Here is a 24,440-nt window from a genome sequence, read left to right as displayed (position 1 = left end):
ACCTGCCCCTTGCCGCGCGCTGTTGTATGCTCCGCCCTGAACCATCGCCCGCGTCCCGCATGACCGAATCCACGCCAGACCGCCCTCGCCGCATCACCATCCACGACGTCGCCCGCGCCGCCGGCGTGTCGCTGACCACGGTGTCGCACGCGCTGAACGACCGCGGCGTGCTGGACCCGGCCACGCGTGCGCGCGTCAAGCGCGTTGCCGCCGAACTGGGCTACCGGCCCAGCGTGCGCGCGCAGCGGCTGCAGTCGGGCCGCGCCAACTGCATCGCGCTGTTGTCGTCGATGCCGTTCGCGGTGGCGGGCGGCACGTCGCGGCTCGGCTTCATGATGGAAGTGGCGGCGATCGCCGCCGAAGCGGCAATGGGGCGCGGCCTGGGCGTGGTGCTGGTGCCGCCGCTGGAAGGCGCCGGGGGCCTGCTCGATACATTGGATATCGACGGCGCGATCGTGATCGAGCCGATCGCGGGCGACCCGCATATCGCGCGCCTGCGTGAGCGCGGCGTCAGCATCGTGTCGATCGGGCGCGAGCCGCTCACCGACACGCCGGTGCCTTGCGTCGACCTGCAATCGGCCGACACCGCCCGGCTGCTGCTGGCGCATTTGCACGGACACGGGCGCCGGCATATCGGCCTGATGATCGGCGCGGCGCCGCGGCAGTCGTATGTGGAAACCGAACGCGCTTACCGCGAGTTCACGCAGGCAATGGGCTTGCCCTGCCATATCGTCAAGGCAGCCGAGGAACACGGCGAAGCCGCGGGCGCCGAGGCCTGCGCGCAGTTGCTGGCGGAGATGCCGGCGCTCGATGCGCTGTGCGCGCCGGTGGATGCGTTTGCGGTGGGCGCCATGGCCCACCTGCAAGGGCTGGGCAAGCGCGTGCCCGACGATGTGCTGGTGGTGACGCGCTATGACGGCATCCGCGCCCGCAGCGCTCAGCCGCCGATCACCGCGGTCAACCTGCATCTGGAGCGCGTGGCATCGCTGGCGGTGGAACTGCTGTTCGCGCACCTGTCCGGCGACCGTAGCCGCGACGTGATCACCGGGCCCGCGCCCGAACTGGTGGTGCGGGCATCGTCCACGCCAGGCGTCTAACCGCGCAGCAGCACCACCGCACCGGAGACCAGCGCAAACACCAGCACGCCGATGCGCAGCATGCGCTGGTTGATGCGCTTGTGCACCAGGTGGCTGGCCACCATGCCGACGATCAGCACCGGCAGCAGCCCGATCGCATAGAGCACCTGCTCCATGCCGAGCCGGTCGCTCAGCGCCAGCACCACCAGCGAGATCGATTCACCGACCAGGAAGCACAGCGCCACGGTGGCGCGCAGCGTCGCGACCGGCGCATGCTGGTAGGCCAGCGCCAGCGGCGGGCCGCCGACACCGGTTGCGGTCTCGGTCACGCCGGTGATCAGGCCGGTCGAGGCAAAGGTCAGCCGCCCCGGCGTAAAGGCCGGCGCCAGCAATGACACCACCGCTGCGGCAATGGTGCTGCCGCCGACCAGCGCGTTGAGCCATGCCATCGGCATCGCCACCAGCACCCACAGCCCGCCGAAGGTGCCGGCCAGCCGCCCGGCGCTGATCCACCCTGCGCCGCGCAGGTCGATGGCATGGCGTTCGCGCCATGCCACGTAGGCGTTGAGCGGCAGCATCGCCAGCAGCAGCGCGCCTGGCAGCATTGCCGGCGCGGCCAGCGCCAGTACCGGCACCACGATCAGCGCGAAGCCCATGCCGGTCGCACCCTGGACCAGCGCGCCGGTAAAGACCGCCACGCCGACGCTGAACAACGTCATGTCCATGGTCAGGATGCCTCCATGCCGGCCTGGCGCGCGCGGTGCACGTCCGCGGCGTCGTGCAGCTTGCGGATCGGGGCATTGGCGATGGTGTCCTCGGCCATGGCGTGGATCGCCCGCATCAGCGCGCGAGCGTCCCAGTCCGTGGGCCAGCCCTGCCACAGGCGCAGGCTGCCATCGACAAAGACCGCGCGGATCTGGTCGCGGTTGGCCAGGCGCACCAGTTCCCAGGTCAGGTCCCAGGACGGCGTCAGCTCCGGCACGTCCAGGTCGACCAGCAGGAAGTCGGCGCGCTTGCCCGCGGCGATCTCGCCGGTGAGCGCACCCAGGCCCGCCACATCGGCCGCGTCATGCGTGGCCATGTCGACCCAGCGCCAGCCCGCGCCGCAGGAGGAATCGCCCACGCCGATGCCGAAGGCGAAGCGCTGGGCGGCCTCGGCATAGTCCAGCAGGCGGAAGCCGTCGCTGCGGGTGCCATCGGTGCCCAGACCCAGGCGCACGCCGAAGGTGGCCATGGTTTCAGCCGGCGCCACGGCGTTGCCCTTCCAGGCGCTGGCCACGGGGTTGTAGGCCACCGCGGTGCCGGTGTCGGCCAGCAAGCGGATCTCATGCGGCGTCACCAGCGTGGCATGCGCCAGCAGCGCCGCCTGGCCCAGTGCGCCGACTGCCGCGAGATGTTCGATCGGACGGCGCCCGCAGGCATTGAGCGAGCGCTCCACCGCCACCAGGTGCTCGTTGGCGTGCGTCTGGAAGATGCGGCCGGATTCGGCGCACAACTGGTAGACGTGGTGCAGCATCGCGTCAGAGGCCACCTCGGGAATCGAGATCGCCAGCGACGGGGCCACCAGCGGATCGCTGGCGTACTTGTCCAGGTGAGCGGCGGCGCGGCGCAGGATCGGCGCGGCGTCGAGCGTTTCGGCGCCAGGCTTGTCGTTGCAGATCAGGCCCAGCACGCAGCGCACGCCGGCATCGGTGATCGCGCGCGCAACCGCGTCCAGCCCGGCGTCGCTGCGCGTGCCGGCATCGACCACGGTGGTGAAGCCGCCGCGCAGCGCTTCCAGCGCCGCCAGCTTGGACGACAGGTACAGGTGCTCCGCCTTCAGGCTGCCCTCCAGCGGCACCCACACGCGGCGGAAGATCTCCGACGGCTCGCCGAACACCAGCGACTTGCCGAACGACTGCGTCAGGTGGTGATGCGTGTCGATCATGCCGGGCATCAGCAGCATGCGCGGCAGCGGCAGGGTCTCCAACTCGGGGAAGCGCGCAGCGACTTCCCCGGCCGTGCCCACTGCCGTGAAGCGGCCACCCTCCACCACCACCGCGTGGCCGCGTACCGCGCCCTGGCGCAGCAGGGTCCATTCCGGCAGCAGGATGCGCGGTTGCCTGAAACTGTCCGGCACCAGGGCCGGGTTGGTATCGCCGGGCCAGGCCGGGGTCGAGTCAGAACGATCAGTCATTGCAATTCAGGAAGCGGGGTCAATGCGTGGCAGCGGCATCGTCGCGGGCCACCGGGCCCGCTGCCGCGGCCCGCAGGCCCGTATGGAAGAACAGGAAGTTGAGCAGCGCCGCGGTCATGGCCCCCATGGCCACGCCATTGCCCACCAGGATGCGCACGTTGGCCGGCAGGCCGCCATAGATGCCGGGCACCAGGATCGGCAGCAGGCCCACGGCCAGCGCCACGGCCACCACGTACATATTGGCGTGGTCGCGCAGGTCCACCTTGCGCAGGATGTCGATGCCCATGGTGCCGACGATGCAGAACACCACCAGCCCGGTGCCGCCGACCACGGCCTCGGGGATCGCGCTGATCAGCGACGACACCGGCACCAGCAGCCCGAAAGCCACCAGGATCGCGCCCGACATCGCCGTGACAAAGCGCGAGCGCACGCCGGTGGCACGCACGATGCCGATGTTCTCGCCGCTGGTGATGATCAGCGAGGTGCCGAACATCCCGCCCAGCAACGAAGTCAACGCATCGGCGCGGATGGTGCGCGGCACGTCGCGCTGCTGGTCAACCGGCCTGCCCACGGCATCGCTGATCGCCAGCGTCTGGCCGGTGGCCTCTACCATCGAGATCACGGCGAACACCATCAGCGGGATCGCGGCCACCACATCGAAATGCGGCCACCCGAACGGGAACGGCGTGGGCAACGCGAACACCGGCCACATCGACACATGGCCAGGCTGGAACGCACCGGCCAGCCCGGCCACCAGCGCACCGCCCAGCAGCCCCAGCAGGATCGCCAGCTGTGCCAGCATGCCCGACAGCAGGCGCGATGCCGCCACGGTGCAGGCAATGGTGGCGAACGCCAGCAGCAGGTTGAGCGGATCCACCGTGCTGCCCGCGGCCGGGTGGCCGGCAACCAGCTTGCCGGATACCTGCGCCAGGTTGATCGCCACTAGCAGCAGCATCGTCCCCACCACCACCGGCGGGAAATAGCGCAGGCAGCGCCGGAATACCGGCAGCACGCAGAAGTAGAAGACGCCGGTCAGGATCACCGCGCCGGCAGCGGTCTGCACGTCGGTCTGCTGTGCGATCAGGATAAACAGCACGATCGGGGCGCCGCCGGGCAGCATCACGAACGGCAGCCGGGCACCGATGCCCCGCTTGCCCAGCGACTGCAACAGCGTGCCGATGCCGCAAATCACAAAGGTGGCGCTCAGCAGCTGCACCGCCAGCGCGGGCGGGAAGTTCAGCGCCTTGCTCATCAGGAAGACGGACGCGATCGGCGACGCGGCCATGACCAGTACGTGTTGAAGCCCGAAGACAAACAGGCGCCGCCATGGCAGCCGTTCATCCACTGGCGCGGGGGCGGGGTGGGACATGCTTTGCTCCTCGTTTGGTGTGTGGGCGTTGTGCCGGTGGCCCGCAAGCCACCTGCTGCGTCTGTGCGCAATTCGCCTCGGATATTATCGATTTCCGCTAACAAAAACGTTTTGGTAAGTGTAGGGAAACGGAATTCGCGATGCAAGCGGTTTCTCGGCGGAGCGCCTGTGGTCTTCCCTATATCGATCAGATCGATAAGTGCTAGCAGCAAAACGCGTTTCACAAGTTGATGCCTGGGCCCCAAAGTACCCGCCATAGCGCCTTGCGCGACACAACACGCCCCTGAAGGAGACGCCCCCATGCGAGACAAGAACAGTCCGGCGGAATCTGCCGACCCCGCCCAGCCGGTGCCGGCCCGGCGCCGCATCGTCCAGGGGGCGGGCCTGCTCGCTCTCAGCGCCTCCCCGCTCGGCGCACTGGCCGCGCGCATCAGCGACGGCGTCACCCTGGCCGACGGCCCCCGCCCGCTGGTGCGCTATCCGGGCAAGCGCCCGCTGGTGCGCGTCAGCACCCGGCCGCCGCACCTTGAGACGCCCTTCTCCGCGTTCAACGAGGGGCCGATCACCGCCAACGACGCCTTCTTCGTGCGCTACCACCTGGCCAACATTCCGCTGTCGGTAGACCTTGCCACCTTCCGCCTGACGGTTGGCGGGCACGTCAACAAGCCGCTGAAGCTGTCGCTCGATGAACTGAAGAGGCTGGCCGATCCGGTGGACATCGTCGCCGTGAACCAGTGTTCAGGCAACAGCCGCGGCTTCTCCGAGCCGCGCGTGTTCGGTGCCCAACTTGCCAACGGTGCAATGGGCAATGCGCGCTGGACCGGTGTGCCGCTGCGCAAGGTGCTGGAGCACGCGGGCGTCAAGGCCGGCGCCAAGGTGGTCACCTTCAACGGGCTGGATACGCCGGTGCTGCCGAGCACGCCCGACTTCCGCAAGTCGCTCGATATCGCCCATGCGATGAACGGCGAGCCGATGCTGGCCTGGGGCATGAACGGCGAAGACCTGCCGCTGCTCAACGGCTATCCCATCAAGCTGGTGGTGCCGGGCTACTTCGGCACCTACTGGATCAAGCACCTGTCCGAGATCGAGGTGCTGGACCGCCCGTTCGAAGGCCATGATGCGTTCTTCATGACCAAGGGCTATCGCGTACCGGATAACGACTGCCAATGCGTGGCGCCGGGCACCCCCGCCAGCAAGACGCGACCAATCTCGACGCTCGCGGTGCGCAGCTTCATCACCAGCGTGGGCGCCGGCGGCGTGCTGCCCGCCGGTCGCATGGTGGAGCTGAAAGGCATTGCCTTCGATGGCGGCTCCGGCATCCGCGGCGTCGAAGTCTCGGTCGACGGCGGGCAAAGCTGGCAGGCCGCCACGCTGGGCCAGGACCTGGGCCGCTTCTCGTTCCGCCCCTGGCAACTGCCGGTGAAGTTCGCGCGCAAGGGCCCAGCGGTCTTGATGGTGCGCGCCACCAGCGTCCAGGGCGAGGTGCAGCCTGCCAAGGCCAACTGGAACCCGGCCGGCTATCGCCGCAACGTCATTGAATCCACGCCGGTCACCATTGCCTGAGGAGCGCGCCATGCATCGATCCATCACCCCCATGCTGCTCGCGCTCGCCCTGCTGGGCGCGGGTAGCGCGTCCGCGGCACCCCAGGACATCAAGCTGCCGGCGGAGAACGTTAAGCTCAAACCCGCGAAGCTGCCCGGCTACGGCATCGCCATGCAGAAATGCGCGATCTGCCATTCGGCCGACTACGTCGCCTACCAGCCGCCCGGCCTGAGCCTGACGCAGTGGACCGGCGAGATGAAGAAAATGCAGCAGGCCTACGGTGCGCCGATCGACGATGGCGAGGTCGAGCAGCTCGGCGCCTATCTCGCGGTGGCCTACGGCTCCGCCAAGATCAAGGATCCGGAGATCGTGGCGATCGCGCAGAAGGCGGGCAAGCCCGCGCCGGCCGCACCCGCGGCCGCCTCAGCGCCTGCCGCCGCGGTGGACGTGCAGGGCCTGCTGGCGAAGAACGCCTGCCTGAGCTGCCACAGCGTGACGCAGAAGGTTGTCGGCCCGGCTTATCACGAAGTCGCCACCCGCTATAAGGACGATGCGCAGGCACAGGCCAGGCTGGAAGCCAGCATCCGCGGCGGCAGCACCGGCAAATGGGGTTCGGTGCCGATGCCCCCGTTTGCCGGGTTGAAGGCGGACGAAGTCAAGGCGTTGGCGGCGTACGTGCGGCAGCAATAGTCTCCCCCCGCTTCCCCGATCGCAAGGCGCCCCGGCTAATCGCCGGGGCGCCTTGCATTTTTCGCTTGCAGTTTCCCGTTGCTTCCTTATACTTAGCCACATGGCTAACCATTGTGCCGAGTTTGCTGACGTGTCCCAGGCTGTCGATATTTCCCCGCTTTCCGACGTGTTCTACGCGCTGGCGGACCCGACCCGCCGTGCCATCGTCAGCGTGCTCGGCCGCGGGCCGGAAACGGTCTCGGCACTGGCGGCACCGTTCACGATGGCACTGCCCTCGTTCATGAAGCACCTGCAGGTGCTGGAGCGCAGCGGCCTGATCCGCTCGCGCAAGACGGGGCGCGTGCGCACATGCGAACTGGTACCGCAACCGCTGTCAGACGCGCAGCAATGGCTGGCCGACCAGCGCGCCATGTGGGAGGCCCGTACCGACCGCCTGGCCGCCTTTGTCGAAGCCCTTCATCAGGAGGAACAGTCAGATGCCGAATGAAAACGCCGCCAGCCCTGAAAGCCAGGACCTAGTCATCTCGCGCCTTCTCAAGGCCCCGCGTGCCAAGGTCTGGCGTGCATGGAGCGATCCCAAGCTGCTCAAGGAGTGGTGGTGCCCCAAACCCTGGACCACCGAGGTCCTGGCCTTCGACATGCGCCCCGGCGGTGCCTTCCATACGCTCATGAAAGGCCCGGACGGCGGCGTCAGCGACAACCCGGGATGCTTCCTCGAAATCGTGCCGATGGAGAAGATCGTCTCCACCTCGGCCCTGGTGGCAGGCTATCGGCCCAACAAGCCGTGGCTGTCGATGACCGCGGTCATCACCATGGCTGACGAGGGTGACGGCACCCGCTACATTGCACGCGTGATGCATCCGGATGAGGCCACGCGCAAGCAGCATGAGGAGCTGGGGTTTTATGAGGGCTGGGGCATCTGCATTACGCAGCTGGATGAATTTGCGCAGCAGTTGAAGTAAGGCTGGCTTCGCCGATGCCTTCGGCACGCTTGCCGGTTTGCTCCCCTTGCCCGCTCGCGGGAAAGGGGAGCGCCTGCGAGAGGTGCCAGCCTGATCCCGATCTCTCAGTAGCGTGGGCGGCTTGGCGTTTTCAAAACCGATGCCGCAACCCCACGCTCACTGACTTCGCATCATCCCCGCTACCCGGATCAATCACGATGCTGTTGTTGCTCACGCTGCCGCCGGGGCTGTTATGCACCAGCACCGCCCGCACATAGGCCGTGGTGCGCTTGCTCAGGTCATGGTCCCACCCCAGCGTCACCGCCAGCGGCCGCTGGCCGCCGCCCAGGATCTGGCGCTTGAGTGCGGCGGCCTTGAAGGTGTCGCGTTGCGTCACGTTCCAACTGAAGGTCACGCCGTAGTGGCGTGCTGAGCGGGTCTCGGGCCGCTCGCTGCTGGCGGCGCTGTACAGCAGGCCGATCTCGACCGGCTTGAAGCGATAGGAGCCGCCGACGAAATGGTTGGAAGTCAGCGTCGGCTCCACCGGCACGTTGGCGCCTGAATACATCCCCTGGTAGGAGTAGAACGCGTAGACGTTGCCGGCCTCGTAGGTCGCATTCATGCCGAAGTTCAGCCCTGAGCGCGCCGACCCCGGCACCTCGCCGGGCGCCACCGCGGCGCCAAAGGAAAAGCCGCCCCAATTAGGCGAGAAATACTGCACCGCGTTGTCGAAACGGGCGCCGTAGGCCACGTGCCCGGTGCCCTGCGATGCGGTCGCGCTCAGCAGGTTGAATGGCGACACGGCGCCATTGAGCAGGAACGGATCCAGCCGCAGCAGCGCATAGAACGACGGCGTGTACTGCCGCCCCAGCCGGAACTCACCCCAGTTGCCCGACAGGCCCAGATAGGACTGTCGCCCGAACAGCCGGTTGTTGCCGAAGAACTCCGTGCCGTTGTCGATATTGAAGCCCGACTCGACCAGGAAGTTGGCCTTGAGCCCGCCACCCAGGTCCTCGATGCCGCGGATGCCCCAGCGCGACGCGGCCTGCTGGCCTTCGCGCATGCGCACCACGCTTTCCGAACCCCCGGCGTATTCGATCGATGCATCGACCACGCCGAACAGCTGCATCGTGCCGGCCACGGCATTGCCCGCGGCCAGCGCCGCGCCCATCACCATCCACTGTCTTACCTTCACGCTGCCTGTCTCCCGTTCTTGTTGTTGTGGTCCAGCCTTACTTCGCCTGCAGCCCCGCCACCTTCACTACCTCGCCCCACGCGGCCAGGTCGGCGCTGACCAGCTTGCCCAGGTCGGCCGGGCTCGACGGCGCGGCCGGCTGCAGGTTCATGGCGGTGAACTTCTCGCGGTCGCCCGGTGTCTGCAGGATGCGGTTCACCTCGGCGTTCAGCCGGTTGACGATCGGCGCGGGCAGGCCCCTGGGGCCGAAGATCGCGACCCAGCTGGCTTGCTGGAAGGGCATGCCCTGCTGCGACATAGTCGGCACGTCCGGCGCCGTCAGCAGGCGCTCCGGACCGGAGACCGCAATGCCCCGGATGCGGCCGGACTTCAGGTGCGGGACAGACGAGATGGCGTCGGTGATGCCGATGGTGACGTGGCCCGCGGCCAGGTCGTTGCTGCACTGGGTGGCGGTCTTGTAGGGGATATGGCGCAGGTGGATGCCGGTCTTGGCCTTCAGGTATTCCATGGCCAGGTGGCCGCCCGAGCCCACGCCCCATGAGCAGTACGCCAGTTCCGTCTTGCTGGCCCTGGCGTAGGCAACCAGCTCCTGCAGATTGTGCACCGGTACAGTGGCGCTGACCGCCAGCAGGTTGCCGCCGGGCTGGCTGGGGCGCGCGATGGGGGTGAAGTCCTTGATCGGGTCATAGGGCAGCGACGGCGTGGTCCACGGGTTCACCGTCATGGTCGCGGCGTAGGTGAACAGCAGCGTGTAGCCGTCGGGCGCGGCGCGCGCCACGGTCTCGTTGGCGATGATGCCGTTGGCGCCGGGGCGGTTGTCGACCACCACCGGCTGCTTGAGCGCGGCGGTCAGGCGCTCGGCCACCAGCCGTGCAGTCTGGTCGGTGACGGTGCCTGCGCCCGAGGGCAGCACCATGCGGATGGGCTTGCTGGGGTATGGGGCCTCGGCGTGCGCGCTGACCGCACCCGCCAGGGCCAGCGCCGCGGCCAGGGTCGCTGTGCGCGTGGCACAAGCCCTGCGGGCGCCAGTGTGCTGGCTGCTCATATTGCTGTCTCCGTTGCGGCGCATTGGCCGCGCATGCCGGTACGTTGCCGGCGTGTCATGGGTGGGCGCACCGGGCAGCGGCCCGGGCGCCGTGGCTGAACCGGCTCAGGCTTGCGCCTGCGCCGCGTGATCAAGTGCCGCCAGCCGTTCGTAGTGCCAGTCGGCATCGCCGAACAGGTTGGCGTGGGCGGCCAGGCGCTTGTAGCAGTGGCCGATTTCTATCTCGTCGGTCATGCCCACCGCACCGTGCAGCTGCACCACGTCTTCGCCGAGCGCGCGCCCGGCGTCCGAAACAAAGGCCTTGGCATGCGATACCGCGCGCATGCGCGCCACCGCATCGCCATGCAGGGCGTTGGCCGCCAGCTCGGTGATGGCGCGCGCCTGTTCGACGCTGACATAGAGGTCTACCAGCCGATGCCGAATCACCTGGTTGGCCGTCAGGGGGCGACCGAACTGCTCGCGCGTCACCAGGTAGTCGCGGGTCAAGTCGAACGCGCGCGACATGGTGCCCACGGCTTCGGCGCAGGCCATCACGGTGGCCTGGTCGATGGCGCCTTCCACCAGCGGCCAGGCGCCGTCCATCGGGCCGATGCGCGCGCTGTCCGGCACGGTCGCGCGGCGCAGCGTTACGCTGGCGGTCTGGCGGCCGTCGTAGGTCGGCAGCGCATCGATGCTGATGCCGCGCGTGTCGGCCGGCACCGCGAACAGCGTCAGGCCGCTGCGGTCGCGGCGCTGGCCGCCGGTGCGCGCCAGCACCAGCAGCACGGCGGCAGCGCCGCCGCCCAGTACCAGGGTCTTGCGGCCGTCCAGCGTCCATTGACCCGGCTCATGCTGTTGCGCGGTGGTGCTGACATCGAAGGCGTCATAGCGTCCCTGCGTTTCCCATGCGGCCAGCGCCAGCATGGCGCCACCCTCGGCCATCGCCGCCGCGATGGCGGCGTGGGCGGGATCGCCGCAGGCGGCCAGCAGCGGCGCGCACAGCGCGGCATTGGCCAGCCAGGGCTCGGCAGGCTGGGCGCGGCCCAGTTCCTCGGCCAGCAGGGCCTGGTCCGCGGCATCGCCCAGGCCGCCGCAGGCTTCGGGCAGGCCCACGGCCAGCCAGCCCATTTCGGCAAACGCCTGCCAGTGCTTGCGCGAGAAGCCTTCGGGCTCGGCCAGCGCCGCGCGGCGCTGCTCGAAGCCGTAGCCGCGCTCGACATAGCGCCGCACGCTTTCCTGCAGCAGGCGGCGATCGTCCGTTGAATCGCTCATGTGTTCAGTTCCTTGTCCTGGGTTGCGGGCACGATTGGGGCCACTACAGGCCCAACACCTGCTTGGCCAGCAGTTCGTGCTGGATCTCGCTGGAGCCGCCGGCGATGGTGTAGCCGCGGGTGACGAAGCGGCGCGCCGATGCCGCCGCGGCGTATGCCGACTGGCCCGCTTGCGGCACGGCGGGCTCGAAGTGCGCGGCGCGGTCATAGGCCAGCGTGTCCGGACCCAGCGCATCGACCGCCAGGTTCTCGATATCCTGGATCAGCCGGCTGCCAAGCAGCTTGAGCATGCCGGTCTCCGGCCCCAGCGTTTCCCCGGCGCGCGCCCGCTTGCGAAAACGCAGCACGGTTGCCGCCAGCGCTTCGAGCCGCACCTCCAGCGCGCGCATCCGGCGTGCAAACCACGGGCGCTGCGACAGCGGCTGGCCGCCCTCCTCCAGCTCCTCGCCGATGGCGCGCACCTTGGCCAGGCGGCGGCGGTTCTCCGCCACGCGTGCCAGGTTCAGCCGCTCATGCTCGAGCAGGGACTTGGCGATGGTCCAGCCAGCGTTCTCTTCGCCGACCAGGTTCTCCACCGGCACTTCCACCTCGTCGAGGAACACCTGGTTGAACAGGTGCCAGCCATGGATGCCCACCAGCGGCCGCACGCTGACGCCGGGGCTGCGCATATCGATCAGCAGGAAGCTGATGCCCTGCTGCGCGTGCGCCTCGGTATCGGTGCGCACCAGGCAGAAGATCCAGTCCGCGTACTGCGCGTAGGACGTCCAGATCTTGCTGCCGCTGACCACGTAGACCTCGGTGCCGTCGGGCCGCGTCCTGCGCAACGCACGCGTCTTCAGCGAAGCCAGGTCGGAACCGGAGTTCGGTTCGGAATAGCCCTGGCACCACCAGTGCTCCTGGTTCAGGATGCGCGGCAGGAAGTACTGCTGCTGCGCCGGCGTGCCGTAGCGGATCAGGATCGGGCCGATCATCTCGAAGGTGATGCCGCCGCTCTCGGGCGCGTGCGCCAGCACCAGTTCTTCCTGGAATGCGGCGCGGCGCTCGGCGCTCCAGTTGCAGCCCTGCCATTCAGGCGGCCAGTGCGGCGCCAGCCAGCCGCGTTCGGCGAGCCGGTGCTGCCAGTCGACCAGCTCTTGCTTGCTGACTTCCAGTCCGAGGCGGACTTTCTCGCGCACGGCATGGGGCAGCGACCGGGCGACGAACTCGCGCACCTCGCGGCGGAAATCCTGCAGCGACGCGTCGTCGTCGGTGTTGATGGAATCTGTCATGGAAATATCGGTCCTCAGGAATTCTTGTCGCGCGCGGCAGATGCCATGCACATCGTCGCGGCGCGCATGCCGCCCTTAATCGCGGCCACGCCTTCGGCCGGAAAGCCGCCGATGGTGGCGGCCAGGCCGCGCGCGCGGTCCAGTACCCCGGCGTCTTGGACCAGTTCGGTGGCAATACCCAGGCGCAGCAGCTCCGGCGCTGGCACGCGGTCGCCAAGCAAGCACAGGCGCGCGGCCACGGCCTCGGAATGGCGTAGCGCCAGCCAGTCGGCATTGCGCGGCGCGGCCATGCCCAGGCGGATCTCGCCGATTTGCAGGAAGGCCCCAGCGCCGCACACCAGCAGGTCGCCGGCCAGCGCCAGCGCCGCGCCGCCGTTGATGGCATGGCGCTCCAGCGCCACGATCCATGCCTTGCGGCTTTGCAGCAGGCCCAGATGGACGCGCTCCCAGACCGGCGCAAACGCGGCCAGCCCGCCGGGCTCCGCCTGCAGTGCCTGCAGGTCCAGGCCGGAACAGAAGGCGCCGTCGGCGCCGCGCAGCAGCACGGCGCGCACGCTGTCGTCGGCGGCCAGGGTCTCGATGGCATCGCCCAGCGCGCGTGCCAGCGACATGTCGACGGCATTGCGACGGGCCGGGCGGTTCAGCACCACCTCGGCCCAGTCGGCATGGCGCTGCAGCAGTACGGGGGATTGGGGGGTGTTCATGCGGGCTCCTGCTGGGCTTGTTCCACGCCGATCGCACCGGCGCGGGCCATGGCGTCGATCTCCGCCGCGTTGTAGCCGAGCTCGGCCAGCACCTCGGCCGTATGCTGGCCGAGCCGCGGCACCGCGGGCGTGGCCCCTGCCGGCAGGCTAGCCATGGTGAACGGCAGCCCGGGCAGGTCCAGCTGGCCGCCCTCGCCATCATCGACTGGCCGCAGGATGCCGCTGGCGCGCACGTCGGCACTCGCTTTGACCTGGTGATAGTCACGCACCACGCCCACCACCACCTGGTGGCGCTCCAGCAGCGCACGGGCGGCGTCGCCGCTCAGGTGGCGCATGGCGTCGTGCAGGATGGCCAGCAGCGCCAGGCGGTTCTGCACGCGCAGCGCGTTGCAGGCAAAGCGCGCGTCCTGCGCCAGCGCCGGCTGGCCGATGGCCTCGCACAGGCGCGTCCAGTGTTCGTCGAGATAGGCCGACAGCACGATATGCCCGTCCGCGACCGCGATCACATCCGCGGCCGGCGCGGCCTTGGGCTGGCTGTTGCCGCTGCGCACCGGCAGCGCGCCGGAGCACTGGTATTCGGCCCACAGCTGGGCCTGCATCTGTACACCGACCGACAACAGCGAGGTTTCGATAGTCTCCCCGGCGCCGGTGCGCTCGCGCCGGAACAGCGCCGCCAGGATGGCGTTGCCGGTCGCCAGCGCGGTGGCCGCGTCGATCAGCGCGAAGCCGACCTTCAGCGGCTGCCCGCCGGCCTCGCCGGTGACGGACATCATGCCGCTCTCGGCCTGCGCGGCAATATCCAGCCCGGGCCGCGTGCGCGACGGCCCGCGCGTGCCGAAGCCGCTGATGGAGGCGTGGATCAGGTCAGGACGCGCCGCGCGCAGCGTGGCGGCGTCCAGCCCCAGCGCTTCCATCACGCCGGCGCGGGTGTTGTGCAGCACCACGTCGCTGGCCAGCGCCAGCCGCCGTGCGGCGTCCAGCCCGCCGGGCGTGCGCAGGTCCAGCGCGATGCCGCGCTTGCCGCGGTTGTAGGCCAGGTACATAGGGCTCTGCGGGCTGGTGCCGTCAAAGCGCCGCGCGCTGTCGCCGCGCAAGGCCTCCACCTTGACCACGTCGGCGCCCAGGTCGGCCAGCATCATGGCCGCGCCCGGCGCCGCGATGAACTGCCCGAACTCCGCCACGCGTATGCCTGCCAGCGGCAGGTCTTGCCGGTTCGTCATGCGATGCCACTCCTCGAAGATGCCGGCGCGGCCGGCGGTTTGCGACGATGTGGAGCGATCATGCGTTAGCACGGCGCATCATGGCAGATGCCAAAACTGCTTCGGTGCAAACCAATGGTTAGCACCCTGGGGTTCTCCCAAACCCGCCGGAATGCCGCTATGCTGTGCGTCCAGTGCGTCGTTTGAGTGGAGCCAAAGCCATGCGTCTGAGCCAAGTCCAGGACTTCATCGCCGTGGCCGAGCACGGCAGCATCCGTGCCGGGGCCCGTGCGCGCGATGTGTCGGCACCGGCACTGACCAAGAGCATCCGCCAGCTGGAAGAGGAACTGCATGTGCCGCTGCTGACCCGCACCACCCGCGGCGTGGTGCTGTCGCGCTTCGGCGAAGCCTTCCTGCGGCGCGCGCGGCTGATCGCCACTGAGGCCCGCAAGGCCAGCGAGGAAATGGCGCAGATGCTGGGCGCGCGCAACGGCGTGGTGCGCGTCGGCACCACCCGCGGCCCGGCGCATGTGGTGCTGCCTCCCGTGGTCAAGCGCTTTCGCGTGCAGCATCCAGACGTGCTGGTGTGCATTGACAGCTGGGGCTACCCCACCCACCTGGACGAGCTGCGCTCGGGCGTGATGGACATGGCGGTGAGTCCGGTCCCGAACGAGGGCATCGAGCGCGAATTCACCTGCGAGCCGCTCTACAACAATGACTCGGTGGTGATGGCGCACCGCGAGCATCCGCTGCGCAACGCCCGCAGCCTGCGCGAGCTGATCGGCTCGGACTGGATCCTGACCGGCCAGCGCATGCATGGTCCGGGCGCCGCCATCCTCGATGCCTTCCGTGAACGCGATCTGCCGTTGCCGCGCGTGGCGGTGCGCTGCGACACCATCGGCATGATCGAGCACCTGATGCAGGACCGCCACCTGCTGTGCATGCTGCCGCGCCAGATGGTGGCCGGCCGGCTGGCCGCCAATGGCCTGGTGCCGTTGCCCATCGAGGACAAGCTGCCCAGCCACACCGTCAGCCTGATCTACCGCGCCGATTCGCCGATGACGCCGGTGGCGGCGCAGTTCGCCACTCTGCTGCGGCGTGAAGTCCACTATCTGTCCAACCTGCCTGACAGTCCGCTGCGCCGACTCGACTGAAGGCAGCCGCTACCGCAGCGCGCGCCGGCCGGGAACTCCCTGCACCCGCGCGGTGCTAACCAGCGGTTTACACCTGAAATTCCAGAACCCCCGCCGGGCCGCACCGGCGCTTGGTTTGCGGCCGGTATGCCGCCTCCCGGCGGGATTTTCCCCAATCCCCGGGGTGCACCTTCTTGCCTGACAGTTGCGCTGGACGCGACCTGGTTCGCAGAGGAGGCAAGCATGCAGGACATTGAGGACCGGCCGGCGGCACTGGTCACCGGCACAGGAATCGACGGCGCCGGCAACGGCGTGTGGTTGCTGCACGGGCAAGGGCAGAGCTTTGTCGCCGACGTGGGCGGCGGCCTGCTGGTGGTCGACAGCGGCCCCGGCGGGCGCGTCACGCGCGGCATGATCGAGGCGCTGCGCACGCAGACCGGACTGCCGGTGCTGGCCATCTGCTACAGCCACGGCCATATGGGCTACAACGCCGGCCTGCAGCAATGGCTGGACCACGCCGCCGCGCGCGGCGAGCCCGCGCCGCGGGTGCTGGCCCACGTCAACGTGCTGGCGCGGCAGGCGCGCTACCGCGAGACCCAGCGCATGCAGGAGCGCATGGCGGAGATCCAGTTCCGCCAGCCGGCCGGCGCGCTGGCAGGAAAGCTGGTCCACATCGAACCCACCGAGACCTTCGCCGATGGCCTGACGCTGGGCCGGGGCGAGCGCCGCGCGGAAATCCTGTGGGCGCCGTCCGAGACCGACGACGCCGTGGCGGTCTGGCTGCCGGGCCGGCGCCTGCTGTACGGCGGCCCCGCGGTCATTGATTCGATCCCGAACATCGGCACCCCCTTCCGCACCATGCGCGACACCGTGCGCTGGGCCGAGACGCTGGAACGCTTGGCCGGGCTGCAGCCGCGCACCGTGGTGCGAGAGTTCGGCGCGACGCTGCAAGGCGAGGACGAGTGCCAGCGCGTGCTGTGCCAGACCGCCAGGGCCCTGCGATGGCTGCGCGCGGAGGTGGTGCGGCTGATGAACGCTGGCTGCAATGAACGCCAGGTGCTGGCCGCGCTCAAGCCGCCGGCTGAGCTGTTCGACCAGCCCTGGATGCGCCCCACCTATGGCGACCCCAGCTACATCGCGCGCGACATCTACCGCTCGGAGAACGGCTGGTGGGACCGCAATGCCACCACGCTGCATCCGGCCGCGCCGCAACAGGCGGCCGCCGAGATCGCCGCGGCCGTGGCCGACCACGGCGCGCTGATCCGCCACGCCCGGTCCCTGGCCGCGCGCGGCGACACGCAGCTGGCGCTGCACGTGATCGACCTGCTGGCGCTGGCGTCGGATGAAACGTCCACCGTGCGCGAGGCCCGCCAGCTCAAGGCCGCCTGGCTGCGCCAGCGCGCCACGCAGATCCGCAGCTATGTGTCGCGCAGCCTGTATGGCGCTGCCGCCGACGCGCTGGAAAGCGACGCGGCGGACAACTTCGGCATGCACTAAGCAGACCCCATGCCACGATCCTGATGCCGCCCGGCGCTGCGCTTCAGTGCGAGAACAGCACCGGCACCGTCATCGACTCCAGCACCACCCTGGTCACGCCGCCCAGCACCAGCTCGCGCAACCGGCCGTGGCCGTAGGCACCCATCACGATCAGGTCGGCATCGAAGTCCGACGCTCGCGACAGGATCAGCTCGCCGATGGCCAGGTCGCCACCGGCCGGGTCGTGCTCCACCTCAACTGCCACACCCTGTCGCTCCAGCACGTGCACGGCGTGGCTGACCGGGGTGGCATCGGCACGCGGCTCCCTGGCGGCATGGGCGCTCAGCACCCGCGCCCGCGCGCCGGCCATCAGCGGCAGCGCGTCGTGCAAGGCACGCGCGGCCTCGCGGCTGCCGTTCCAGGCCACCAGCACGCGTGTGCCCACGGTGGCGAAAGCGCCGGCACAGGGCACCACCAGCGCCGGCCGGCCGCTCTCCAGCAGCAGCGCCTCCAATAGCTGCCGCGCCACCGGGCCTTCAGCGTTGTCGGCGTCGTACTGGCCGGAGACGATCAGGCCGGCCTCGCGCGCCTCGCGCAGCGCCAGTGTCACCGGATCGCGCTCGACGGTGCGCCAGTCGCAGGTAACCGCCAGCTCGCGCGTGGCGGCCTGAAAGGCACAGCGCATGTTCTCGCGCTGCAGCCGGCGCCGCTCCTGGTCTTCGGCCAGGCAGCGCTGGGCATTGTTCATGCGGTAGAACCAGCTGGGGTCCGGCACGCGCCCGGCCAGCAGGCCGATCAGCGGGCACTGGCTGGCGGTGGCAAGGCGTGCCGCAATCTGCAAGCGCTGCATTGCCTGCCGGTTGCCATCGAGTTGGACCAGGATGCTCTCGTACGACATGATGCCCTCGCGTCCGGACCGTTTGCTTTCAGTCTAGGCCGCGTGGCAGGCAATGCTTGCCGACTCGCCGATCGCGCCAGCAATGGTGATGCGCGGTGCGCCGGTCCCGGCACGAACCAGTCGACCTCCTCCTATATCGATGTCGGAACCTCACCGACAGCGAGCGTGCGGACCAGCCACTAGTATGCATTCAGCAACCAGCACGCCCCCACGAATCCTGGTGCCGCACGCGGCATCCTGGCCGCGGCTGCGCGCTGCATGGACCGAGACCGCAAGAACAGGAGGAGCGCCATGGACCGCCGCGAGTTTCTCAAGTGGGGTAGTTTCCTGACCGTCACCGTTGCCACCGGCGGGCTGAGCGCCTGCGGCGGCGGCGATTCGGAACCCGACACCGGCAATCCGGAAAACTTCAATTTCGTCCATGGCGTCGCCTCGGGCGACCCGAGGCCCGACAGCGTGGTGGTATGGACGCGGGTGGAAGGCGGCAACGGCAAACGGCCGGTGGTGGTGCGGCTGCAGGTGTCGACGCAGCCTGACTTCCCGCCGCCGAGCCTGCTGGTCAATCAACCGCTGATGGCCCTGCCGGACTGGGACTACACCATTCGCAACAAGGTCACGGGCCTGAGCCCCGGCACCCGCTACTACTACCGCTTCCTGCTGGGCAACCGCCCCAGCACCGTCGGCCGCACCCGCACCGCGGCAGCGGCCGGCACGCCCTTGTCACAGCTGCGTTTCGCTTTTGTCAGCTGCCAGGACTGGAATGCCAACCACTGGGCCGGCATGGAAGAACTGGCGCAGCAGGACCTGGACTTCATCGTCCACGTCGGCGACTACATCTACGAGGCCGTCCCGGGCGGCTCGCGCGCCGGCAATGTGGAGGATCGCCACGGCGTGCTGCAGCTGCCCAATGGCACCGCGCTGCCGGACGGCAGCGTCTACGCCACCACGCTGGACGACTATCGCTACCTGTACCGCAGCTATCGCAACGACGCGCGCCTGCAGGCCCTGCATGCCGCGTTCCCGATGATTGCGATCTGGGACGACCATGAGTTCTCGGACAATTGCTGGCAGGACCGCCAGACCTACGACTCCGACGACGACCTGACGCCGCGCACCGCGCGCCGGCGCGCTGCCAACCAGGCGTGGTTCGAGTTCATGCCGGCCGATGTCAGCCTGGACGTCAACAACCCGTCGTTCCAGAACATCCAGATCTATCGCTCGTTCACCTTCGGCAATCTCGCCACCCTGCTGATGACCGACGAGCGCCTGTACCGCGCCGACCACATCATCTCCGAGCAATCCACCGGCCGCGCAGTCGGCGCCCTGTACTTCGTCCCGGCCGCGACACTGGCCGCGGCCGAAGCACAGAAGATTGCCGCCGCGGGCAACACGCTGACGCCCGTGTCGATGCTGGGCGACGCGCAGCGCGCGTGGTGGCAGGACCGCGTCGGCGCCGACGCCACCACGTGGAAGCTGTGGGCCAACCAGGTGTCGCTATTGCGCATGCAGGTGGATGTGATCCAGGCGGTGGCGCGGCTGATCGCCAGGGCGCTGGTGCTGGCCAACAATGCCCTGTCCTCGCTGGAGAACGCCATTGCCAACGCGCTGGCCGACGACCTGCGAGCGGCCAAGGCCGCCGGCACTTATGCCAACCTGGCCTACACGGCGCTGCGCAATGTGCTGGCGCAGGTCGGCATCGGCAGCGCCGCGTTCGATGCCAATATCAAGCCGCTGATCGAAAGCCGGCTGCCGGCCATCGCGCTGCTCGACCGTTTTATCCTCAATGCCGACCAGTGGGATGGCTACAACGCCGAGCGCAAAAACCTGATGGCGTTCCTGAAGAACAACAGCGTGCGCAATGTGGTGGCACTGAGCGGCGATATCCACGCATTCTTTGCCGGCCAGGTGATGGACGACTACGATGCCGCAACGCCAGCGCCGGTGATGGTGGACCTGGTCACGTCCGGCCTGTCGAGCAACACCCTGCTCAGTTCATTCCGCTCGATCGTCGACAACGACCAGGCCTTCGCCGCACTGCGTGAACTGGTCTACAGCAACGTGGGCGGCACGGTGGTGAACACCTTCGACGCCACCTTGCGCGCCTTCAACGCGTGGCTGCGCCACGCCGACTCCAACGTCGAGGGCTACGCGCTGGTCACCCTGACGCCCCAGAAGCTGAGCTGCACCTTCCATACGCTCAAGCTGCTCGAGGGCAGCACGGCCCCGGCCCAGCCGGCCACGGCCAGCACGCGGCTGCTGGAGGTGGCGGCGGGCACCGCCGATGTGAGCGTGACATAGTCACGCGGACGGACCGGCCCGCCGGGCCCTCAGTAGCCCGCTTGCCGGTCCACCTGGTTCAGCAGCTCACGCCCGTCGCGCGCGCGCCGCAGGTTGTCGATGCATTGCCGCGCCACCAGTTCGTACGAGGGGTCGGCCGCGATATGCGGCGTGGCCTCGATGCGGGGATGGTTCCAGACCGGATCGTCCGCCGCGGGCGGCTCCTTGGCGAACACGTCGAGCGCCGCGCCGGCAAGGTGGCCATCGTCGATCAGTGCGACCAGATCGGGCTCGACCACATGCTCGCCACGCCCGACGTTGATCAGGAACGCCCCCTTGGGCAGCCGCGACAGCGTCTGGCGGTTCAGCATGCTCTCGGTGCGCGGCGTCAGCGGCAGCGTGCAGACCAGGATGTCGCTCTGCGCCAGCATGGCCTCCAGCCCGTCGTCGTCGGTGAAGTCGGTCACGCCGGGCAGATACTTGGCGCTGCGGCTCCAGCCGCTGACCGGGTAGCCGATGGCGGCAAACATGCGCGCGACCTCGCTGCCGATCTCGCCCAGCCCCAGCACGCCCACGCGGCAGCGCGACACATCGCGCCCCGGGTGGCGCTTCCATTCACCGCGGCGCTGCTGTTCGGCGTACAGGCCGAGGGCGCGGGTATGGCGCAGCGCCATCGCCAGCACGTAGTGGGCAATGCCGGTCTGCTGGCCGGGATCGACTATGCGCGTGACCGGTATGCCAGGCGGCAGGTCCCGCGCGGCCAGCAGCTTGTCGACGCCCGCGGTGGCGGCGCAGACCAGCCGCAGCTTCGGGTAGGCCGGCAGCACGCCGGGCTTCAGGCCCCAGGCGATGATGGCTTCGACCTCTTCCGCGACGGCGGCCTCGCGGCCGTTCCACACGGTGATATCCGGCGCGGCTTCGCGCAGCGCGGCAGTGATGGGAACCGCCATGAACGACGGCAGGTGAACGAGGATGGCCATGGTCAGTTGCGGTAGTCAGGGTTGATGCGGTCAAGGCGACGCAGCAGGCCCGGCCAGGCCAGGCCGGAGCCCTTGCCCTTGGTGGCCTGGCGCGCCTGCTGGCCCATGTTGGCGCTGGCGGCTTCGGGCACCATGGTCAGCGGCGTGCCGCCGCTTTGCGCGAGGATCTGGATGCGGCAGGCGGACTCAAGCGTGTACATGGTCAGGAATGCATCGGATACCGTGCGCCCGCACGTCAGCAGGCCATGGTTGCGCAGGATCATCTGCTTGCAGCGGCCCAGGTCCGCCACCAGCCGCGCCTTCTCGTCCTCGCGCAGCGCCACGCCTTCATAGTCGTGGTACGCCAGCCCGGTCAGCGCGAACATCGATTGCTGCGAGATCGGCAGCAGGCCCGCCTGCTGCGCCGAAACGGCGACGCCGTGCGAGGTATGCGTGTGCATCACGCAACCGACTTCGGGGCGCGCCTCATGCACGGCGCTGTGGATGATGAAGCCGGCCGGGTTGACGTCATACGGCGTTTCCAGCACCGGCTGCCCTTCATGGTCGACCTTGACCAGGCTCGATGCCGTGATCTCGTCGAACATCATCCCGTACGGGTTGATCAGGAACTGGTCCGGCGCATCCGGCACGCGTGCCGAGATATGGGTGAAGATCAGGTCGTCCCAGCCGAAGTGGGCGACCAGGCGGTACGCGGCCGCCAGGTCCACGCGCATCTGCCATTCGGCGTCGGAGACGCGGTCCCTGATTGAATCGACAAGCTGGATTTGCGCCATATGCGTACCTCCCCGGTGGCATGTGAGTCATTGAATCGATGCATTGTCCGGGCGCACCGCGCCAAAGTCTGTTAAGTATTAGACAATCTCGGCTCCAGCAGGAGAGCGATGTGAAGGGTGATGTGAAGCGTGGATCGAGGGCAGCGGTGGAACCGGTGCGCACGCTGCCGCGCAGCGTGCTGGCCAGCGGCTGGCTGCGCAATGCGCCGCCGGGGGTGCTCGATGCCGTGGCGAACGCCGCACGCCGCCTGCGCTTTGGCGACGGCGAGATGATCTTCGCGCGCGGCGATCCGCCCACCTACTTCTGCATGGTGCTGTCGGGCCGGGTGCGCATGAGCCGCGTCAGCACGGGCGGGCGCGAGTCGGTGTATTCGGTGATCGGGCGTGGCCGCTGGTTCGGCGAGATCTCGCTGCTGGACGGCAAGCCGCGCACGCACGACGCCTTCGCCGTCGGCAACACGGAACTGATGGTGCTGAGCCAGCGCGACTTCCACCGCATCCTGGGCGCGCATCCGGAAGGCATGCAGCTGATCGTGCAGCAGATCTGCGCGCGCCTGCGCGTAGCGTTCGACCACGCGCAAAGCGCGGCGCAGGCGCCCATCGACGCGCGCATGGCAGCACGCCTGCTGGAACTGGCCGACCGCACCGACCATGTCGTGCGCATCAGCGCGGAGGACCTTGGCGACATGGTCAACCGCTCTCGCCAGACCGTGGCCAAGTACCTGCAGGCGTGGGAGGAAGCGGGCCTGATCCGCCGCGAGTACCGGCAGATCGAACTGCTGGACCCGGCGGCGCTCAAGCGATTGGCCAGGCGTTGACGGCCCGCAAGGTTTGCAGGCCGCGCGCGTAACTAACCTGCCCTGGCCCCGATGGCAAGGCTGGTTAACGACCGTTGCAAAATCAAACAGAATGTCAGGTGCCTCGGCGCTACAGTGACTGTTCCCTTGCCTGTAGGCGTTCTAGGAGGTACACGAATGAAGCAACATCTGGCGAAATCCCTGGTCGTGGCTGGCGCGATGATCGCGTCCTACCCGCTGTTTGCCCAGCAGGCCCAGCCCCTGCAGCCGAGCCAGCCCATGCCGATGACGCAGCCGATGCAGCCGATGCAATCCACTCAGCCGGTGCAATCCGCCCAGCCCGTGCAAGCCATGCCGTCGGCAGCGCCGTCGGCCCAGATGGCACCCGCAGCGGGCGGCAGCTATGCCCAGGCGCCCGTACAGGCGGCCCAGCCGGGCATGGCGCCGGCAGCCGCCGACCCGACCATGGCAAGCAGCCCCGCCTCGGCCGTGGACCCCGCCAGCATGAGCCTGGCCCCCGATGCGCTCGGCACGCGCCTGGGCCAGCGCAGCGCGTTCCTCGACGGGGCCTGAGCGCCCGTCAGCGCAGGCCCGCATCGCGCGGGCCGCGCGCCACCCTCACCCCGCTTCCCGGGCGCGCGCCGCTTCAGGTCTCCGCGGCAGCCTCCCCCTGCTGCTGCAACCACTCCAGGAACGCGCGCAGATGCAGCGGCTTGTCGGCATCGCGCGGCACCAGCGCATGATAGGTATTGCCCGGTGCGCGGATGGCGGCAAACGGCGTCGCAATGCGACCGCCCGCGCGGTCCGTTTCCAGGGTCGGAAAGGTGCCGATGGCAAAGCCAAGGCTGTCCACCACCGCCTGCAGCGTGACAAAGAAATGGTCGAAGCGCAGCGTGCGAACAGGCAGCAGCGAGGCATGTCCCGCCTGCTGCAGCCACGATTCCCAGCTTCCCGGCCGTGTCTCCGTATAGAGGAAGACGCCCTCTACCAGGTCCTCTACACCTTGCAACGGCACCTGCTCCAGCATCGCCGGGCTGGCGATCACCGTCTGGTACTCCGAAAAGATCGGCACTGACTCGAACTGTTCGCCACGTTCGAGGGTGCGCCGTATCGCCACGTCAAAGGTGCCGTTGAATCCGGCCTCGTTGCTGAAGGCGGTGGACACACGCACGTCGACCTCGGGCTGCTGGCGCCGGAAGTCATCCAGCCGCGGAATCAGCCAGCGCATGGCAAAGGTTGCCGGGGCATTGACGCGCACCACCTTGCGCGTGGCAATGCGGCCATAGCGCTCGGAAGCGGCGCTGATCTGGTCGAACGCCGTGCTGATCTCGCGCGCGAACGCCTGCGCGTGGACAGTCGGCACCATGCGCTGGCCCTGGCGGATAAACAGCGGCTGCCCCAGCCATTGCTCCAGGATCTCGATCTGCCGGCTGACCGCGCCATGGGTCAGGTGCAGCTCACGCGCGGCCGCGGAATAGCTGCCGGCGCGGGCGGCAACCTCGAAGATGCGCAAGGCGTTGAGCGGGGGCAGCTTGTGCGGCATTGTGAGATTTCCTGACAGAATCTGGAAAGTAAACTCGATTGTGAGAGTTTATCGCCTAACTTAGCATGGGTCTCAGGCAAATCCCATCGACAATCCTTCCGCAAGAG

The 24,440-nt window shown here is 68.7% G+C and carries 23 protein-coding genes; 10 read left to right on the top strand and 13 right to left on the bottom strand.

What is annotated here, in order from left to right:
• The first annotated feature begins 59 nt into the window (after positions 1-59).
• Positions 60-1,097, top strand: coding sequence for a LacI family DNA-binding transcriptional regulator (locus CNE_RS22115; RefSeq protein ID WP_041228577.1), 1,038 nt, complete (start codon positions 60-62; stop codon positions 1,095-1,097).
• On the opposite strand, the gene CNE_RS22110 is transcribed toward CNE_RS22115, so the two are convergent.
• From CNE_RS22110 to CNE_RS22100, 3 genes are read right to left on the bottom strand one after another with little or no spacing between them, the layout of a single operon-like run.
• Positions 1,094-1,801, bottom strand: coding sequence for a sulfite exporter TauE/SafE family protein (locus CNE_RS22110; RefSeq protein ID WP_013952502.1), 708 nt, complete (start codon positions 1,799-1,801; stop codon positions 1,094-1,096). The two genes, CNE_RS22115 and CNE_RS22110, sit on opposite strands and share 4 nt — an antisense overlap.
• Positions 1,802-1,803: 2 nt before the next feature.
• Positions 1,804-3,252, bottom strand: a complete 1,449-nt coding sequence (locus tag CNE_RS22105) for an amidohydrolase family protein (protein ID WP_013952501.1) — start codon at positions 3,250-3,252, stop codon at positions 1,804-1,806.
• Positions 3,253-3,271: 19 nt separating this feature from the next.
• On the bottom strand, positions 3,272-4,621 hold the full coding sequence (locus CNE_RS22100; protein WP_013952500.1) for a uracil-xanthine permease family protein: 1,350 nt from the start codon (positions 4,619-4,621) through the stop codon (positions 3,272-3,274).
• A 300-nt stretch (positions 4,622-4,921) separates the two neighbouring features.
• Between CNE_RS22100 and sorA the strand changes: the two genes are divergently transcribed.
• The 4 genes from sorA (at position 4,922) to CNE_RS22080 (ending at position 7,816) form a co-directional block, all read left to right on the top strand.
• Positions 4,922-6,184, top strand: a complete 1,263-nt coding sequence (gene sorA / locus CNE_RS22095) for a SorA family sulfite dehydrogenase catalytic subunit (protein WP_013952499.1) — start codon at positions 4,922-4,924, stop codon at positions 6,182-6,184.
• Between the two features lie 10 nt (positions 6,185-6,194).
• Positions 6,195-6,854, top strand: a complete 660-nt coding sequence (locus CNE_RS22090; RefSeq protein WP_013952498.1) for a c-type cytochrome — start codon at positions 6,195-6,197, stop codon at positions 6,852-6,854.
• A gap of 100 nt (positions 6,855-6,954) precedes the next feature.
• Positions 6,955-7,341 carry an ArsR/SmtB family transcription factor gene (locus CNE_RS22085; RefSeq protein WP_013952497.1) on the top strand — a complete coding sequence of 129 codons (387 nt, stop codon included), beginning with the start codon at positions 6,955-6,957 and terminating at the stop codon, positions 7,339-7,341.
• Entirely contained in the window at positions 7,331-7,816 is a 486-nt protein-coding gene (locus CNE_RS22080) for an SRPBCC family protein (protein ID WP_010813386.1), read from the top strand. Before CNE_RS22085 ends, CNE_RS22080 begins: the two co-directional genes overlap by 11 nt.
• Positions 7,817-7,946: 130 nt before the next feature.
• On the opposite strand, the gene CNE_RS22075 is transcribed toward CNE_RS22080, so the two are convergent.
• The 6 genes from CNE_RS22075 to CNE_RS22050 form a co-directional block, all read right to left on the bottom strand.
• A complete protein-coding gene (locus CNE_RS22075; protein WP_013952496.1) occupies positions 7,947-8,972 on the bottom strand; it encodes a porin in 1,026 nt (341 codons plus the stop codon).
• Positions 8,973-9,027: 55 nt separating this feature from the next.
• The gene (locus CNE_RS22070) at positions 9,028-10,035 is read right to left on the bottom strand and encodes a Bug family tripartite tricarboxylate transporter substrate binding protein (RefSeq protein WP_013952495.1); all 1,008 of its coding nucleotides are present in this window, start codon (positions 10,033-10,035) and stop codon (positions 9,028-9,030) included.
• A 105-nt stretch (positions 10,036-10,140) separates the two neighbouring features.
• Positions 10,141-11,286 carry an acyl-CoA dehydrogenase family protein gene (locus CNE_RS22065; RefSeq protein WP_013952494.1) on the bottom strand — a complete coding sequence of 382 codons (1,146 nt, stop codon included), beginning with the start codon at positions 11,284-11,286 and terminating at the stop codon, positions 10,141-10,143.
• A gap of 43 nt (positions 11,287-11,329) precedes the next feature.
• Positions 11,330-12,553 carry an acyl-CoA dehydrogenase family protein gene (locus tag CNE_RS22060; protein ID WP_013952493.1) on the bottom strand — a complete coding sequence of 408 codons (1,224 nt, stop codon included), beginning with the start codon at positions 12,551-12,553 and terminating at the stop codon, positions 11,330-11,332.
• Between the two features lie 14 nt (positions 12,554-12,567).
• On the bottom strand, positions 12,568-13,257 hold the full coding sequence (locus CNE_RS22055; protein WP_013952492.1) for an enoyl-CoA hydratase/isomerase family protein: 690 nt from the start codon (positions 13,255-13,257) through the stop codon (positions 12,568-12,570).
• On the bottom strand, positions 13,254-14,477 hold the full coding sequence (locus CNE_RS22050; protein WP_013952491.1) for a CaiB/BaiF CoA transferase family protein: 1,224 nt from the start codon (positions 14,475-14,477) through the stop codon (positions 13,254-13,256). The genes CNE_RS22055 and CNE_RS22050 overlap by 4 nt, the downstream gene beginning before the upstream one ends.
• Positions 14,478-14,677: 200 nt before the next feature.
• On the opposite strand from CNE_RS22050, the gene CNE_RS22045 reads away from it, so the two are divergent.
• Positions 14,678-15,610 (top strand): LysR family transcriptional regulator, encoded by a 933-nt coding sequence (locus CNE_RS22045; protein ID WP_013952490.1) that lies wholly within the window; start codon positions 14,678-14,680, stop codon positions 15,608-15,610.
• Positions 15,611-15,832: 222 nt separating this feature from the next.
• Entirely contained in the window at positions 15,833-17,086 is a 1,254-nt protein-coding gene (locus CNE_RS22040) for an alkyl sulfatase dimerization domain-containing protein (RefSeq protein ID WP_013952489.1), read from the top strand.
• Between the two features lie 43 nt (positions 17,087-17,129).
• Here CNE_RS22040 and CNE_RS22035 read toward each other — a convergent pair whose 3' ends face one another.
• Positions 17,130-17,963: a universal stress protein gene (locus CNE_RS22035; protein WP_013952488.1), complete on the bottom strand. Its 834-nt coding sequence runs from the start codon at positions 17,961-17,963 to the stop codon at positions 17,130-17,132.
• Between the two features lie 291 nt (positions 17,964-18,254).
• Between CNE_RS22035 and CNE_RS22030 the strand changes: the two genes are divergently transcribed.
• Complete coding sequence (locus CNE_RS22030; RefSeq protein WP_013952487.1) at positions 18,255-20,261, top strand: alkaline phosphatase D family protein; 2,007 nt, start codon at positions 18,255-18,257, stop codon at positions 20,259-20,261.
• 29 nt (positions 20,262-20,290) lie between these two features.
• Here CNE_RS22030 and CNE_RS22025 read toward each other — a convergent pair whose 3' ends face one another.
• Both CNE_RS22025 and CNE_RS22020 read right to left on the bottom strand, forming a co-directional pair.
• Entirely contained in the window at positions 20,291-21,220 is a 930-nt protein-coding gene (locus CNE_RS22025) for a 2-hydroxyacid dehydrogenase (RefSeq protein ID WP_013952486.1), read from the bottom strand.
• Between the two features lie 2 nt (positions 21,221-21,222).
• Positions 21,223-21,993 carry a class II aldolase/adducin family protein gene (locus CNE_RS22020; protein WP_013952485.1) on the bottom strand — a complete coding sequence of 257 codons (771 nt, stop codon included), beginning with the start codon at positions 21,991-21,993 and terminating at the stop codon, positions 21,223-21,225.
• Between the two features lie 110 nt (positions 21,994-22,103).
• Here CNE_RS22020 and CNE_RS22015 point away from each other — a divergent pair, with 110 nt between their 5' ends.
• Together CNE_RS22015 and CNE_RS22010 are read left to right on the top strand one after the other, a co-directional pair.
• Positions 22,104-22,811 (top strand): Crp/Fnr family transcriptional regulator, encoded by a 708-nt coding sequence (locus CNE_RS22015; RefSeq protein ID WP_049800634.1) that lies wholly within the window; start codon positions 22,104-22,106, stop codon positions 22,809-22,811.
• A gap of 156 nt (positions 22,812-22,967) precedes the next feature.
• Positions 22,968-23,363 (top strand): hypothetical protein, encoded by a 396-nt coding sequence (locus CNE_RS22010; protein ID WP_013952483.1) that lies wholly within the window; start codon positions 22,968-22,970, stop codon positions 23,361-23,363.
• Between the two features lie 73 nt (positions 23,364-23,436).
• Here the strand turns inward: CNE_RS22010 and CNE_RS22005 are convergent, their stop codons facing one another.
• Positions 23,437-24,333, bottom strand: a complete 897-nt coding sequence (locus CNE_RS22005) for a LysR substrate-binding domain-containing protein (RefSeq protein WP_013952482.1) — start codon at positions 24,331-24,333, stop codon at positions 23,437-23,439.
• Positions 24,334-24,440 lie beyond the last annotated feature (107 nt).

Origin of the sequence: Cupriavidus necator N-1 (genome assembly GCF_000219215.1) — a bacterium.
Lineage (GTDB): Bacteria > Pseudomonadota > Gammaproteobacteria > Burkholderiales > Burkholderiaceae > Cupriavidus > Cupriavidus necator.
This window is presented reverse-complemented; position numbering and strand designations above follow the sequence as displayed.

Bases quoted from the DNA above. Each gene is read 5' to 3' on its own strand.
- CNE_RS22115 (WP_041228577.1), top strand. From the start codon at position 60: ATGACCGAATCCACGCCAGACCGCCCTCGCCGCATCACCATCCACGAC.
- CNE_RS22110 (WP_013952502.1), bottom strand. From the start codon at position 1,801: ATGGACATGACGTTGTTCAGCGTCGGCGTGGCGGTCTTTACCGGCGCG.
- CNE_RS22105 (WP_013952501.1), bottom strand. From the start codon at position 3,252: ATGACTGATCGTTCTGACTCGACCCCGGCCTGGCCCGGCGATACCAAC.
- CNE_RS22100 (WP_013952500.1), bottom strand. From the start codon at position 4,621: ATGTCCCACCCCGCCCCCGCGCCAGTGGATGAACGGCTGCCATGGCGG.
- sorA (WP_013952499.1), top strand. From the start codon at position 4,922: ATGCGAGACAAGAACAGTCCGGCGGAATCTGCCGACCCCGCCCAGCCG.
- CNE_RS22090 (WP_013952498.1), top strand. From the start codon at position 6,195: ATGCATCGATCCATCACCCCCATGCTGCTCGCGCTCGCCCTGCTGGGC.
- CNE_RS22085 (WP_013952497.1), top strand. From the start codon at position 6,955: ATGGCTAACCATTGTGCCGAGTTTGCTGACGTGTCCCAGGCTGTCGAT.
- CNE_RS22080 (WP_010813386.1), top strand. From the start codon at position 7,331: ATGCCGAATGAAAACGCCGCCAGCCCTGAAAGCCAGGACCTAGTCATC.
- CNE_RS22075 (WP_013952496.1), bottom strand. From the start codon at position 8,972: ATGGTGATGGGCGCGGCGCTGGCCGCGGGCAATGCCGTGGCCGGCACG.
- CNE_RS22070 (WP_013952495.1), bottom strand. From the start codon at position 10,035: ATGAGCAGCCAGCACACTGGCGCCCGCAGGGCTTGTGCCACGCGCACA.
- CNE_RS22065 (WP_013952494.1), bottom strand. From the start codon at position 11,286: ATGAGCGATTCAACGGACGATCGCCGCCTGCTGCAGGAAAGCGTGCGG.
- CNE_RS22060 (WP_013952493.1), bottom strand. From the start codon at position 12,553: ATGACAGATTCCATCAACACCGACGACGACGCGTCGCTGCAGGATTTC.
- CNE_RS22055 (WP_013952492.1), bottom strand. From the start codon at position 13,257: ATGAACACCCCCCAATCCCCCGTACTGCTGCAGCGCCATGCCGACTGG.
- CNE_RS22050 (WP_013952491.1), bottom strand. From the start codon at position 14,477: ATGACGAACCGGCAAGACCTGCCGCTGGCAGGCATACGCGTGGCGGAG.
- CNE_RS22045 (WP_013952490.1), top strand. From the start codon at position 14,678: ATGCGTCTGAGCCAAGTCCAGGACTTCATCGCCGTGGCCGAGCACGGC.
- CNE_RS22040 (WP_013952489.1), top strand. From the start codon at position 15,833: ATGCAGGACATTGAGGACCGGCCGGCGGCACTGGTCACCGGCACAGGA.
- CNE_RS22035 (WP_013952488.1), bottom strand. From the start codon at position 17,963: ATGTCGTACGAGAGCATCCTGGTCCAACTCGATGGCAACCGGCAGGCA.
- CNE_RS22030 (WP_013952487.1), top strand. From the start codon at position 18,255: ATGGACCGCCGCGAGTTTCTCAAGTGGGGTAGTTTCCTGACCGTCACC.
- CNE_RS22025 (WP_013952486.1), bottom strand. From the start codon at position 21,220: ATGGCCATCCTCGTTCACCTGCCGTCGTTCATGGCGGTTCCCATCACT.
- CNE_RS22020 (WP_013952485.1), bottom strand. From the start codon at position 21,993: ATGGCGCAAATCCAGCTTGTCGATTCAATCAGGGACCGCGTCTCCGAC.
- CNE_RS22010 (WP_013952483.1), top strand. From the start codon at position 22,968: ATGAAGCAACATCTGGCGAAATCCCTGGTCGTGGCTGGCGCGATGATC.
- CNE_RS22005 (WP_013952482.1), bottom strand. From the start codon at position 24,333: ATGCCGCACAAGCTGCCCCCGCTCAACGCCTTGCGCATCTTCGAGGTT.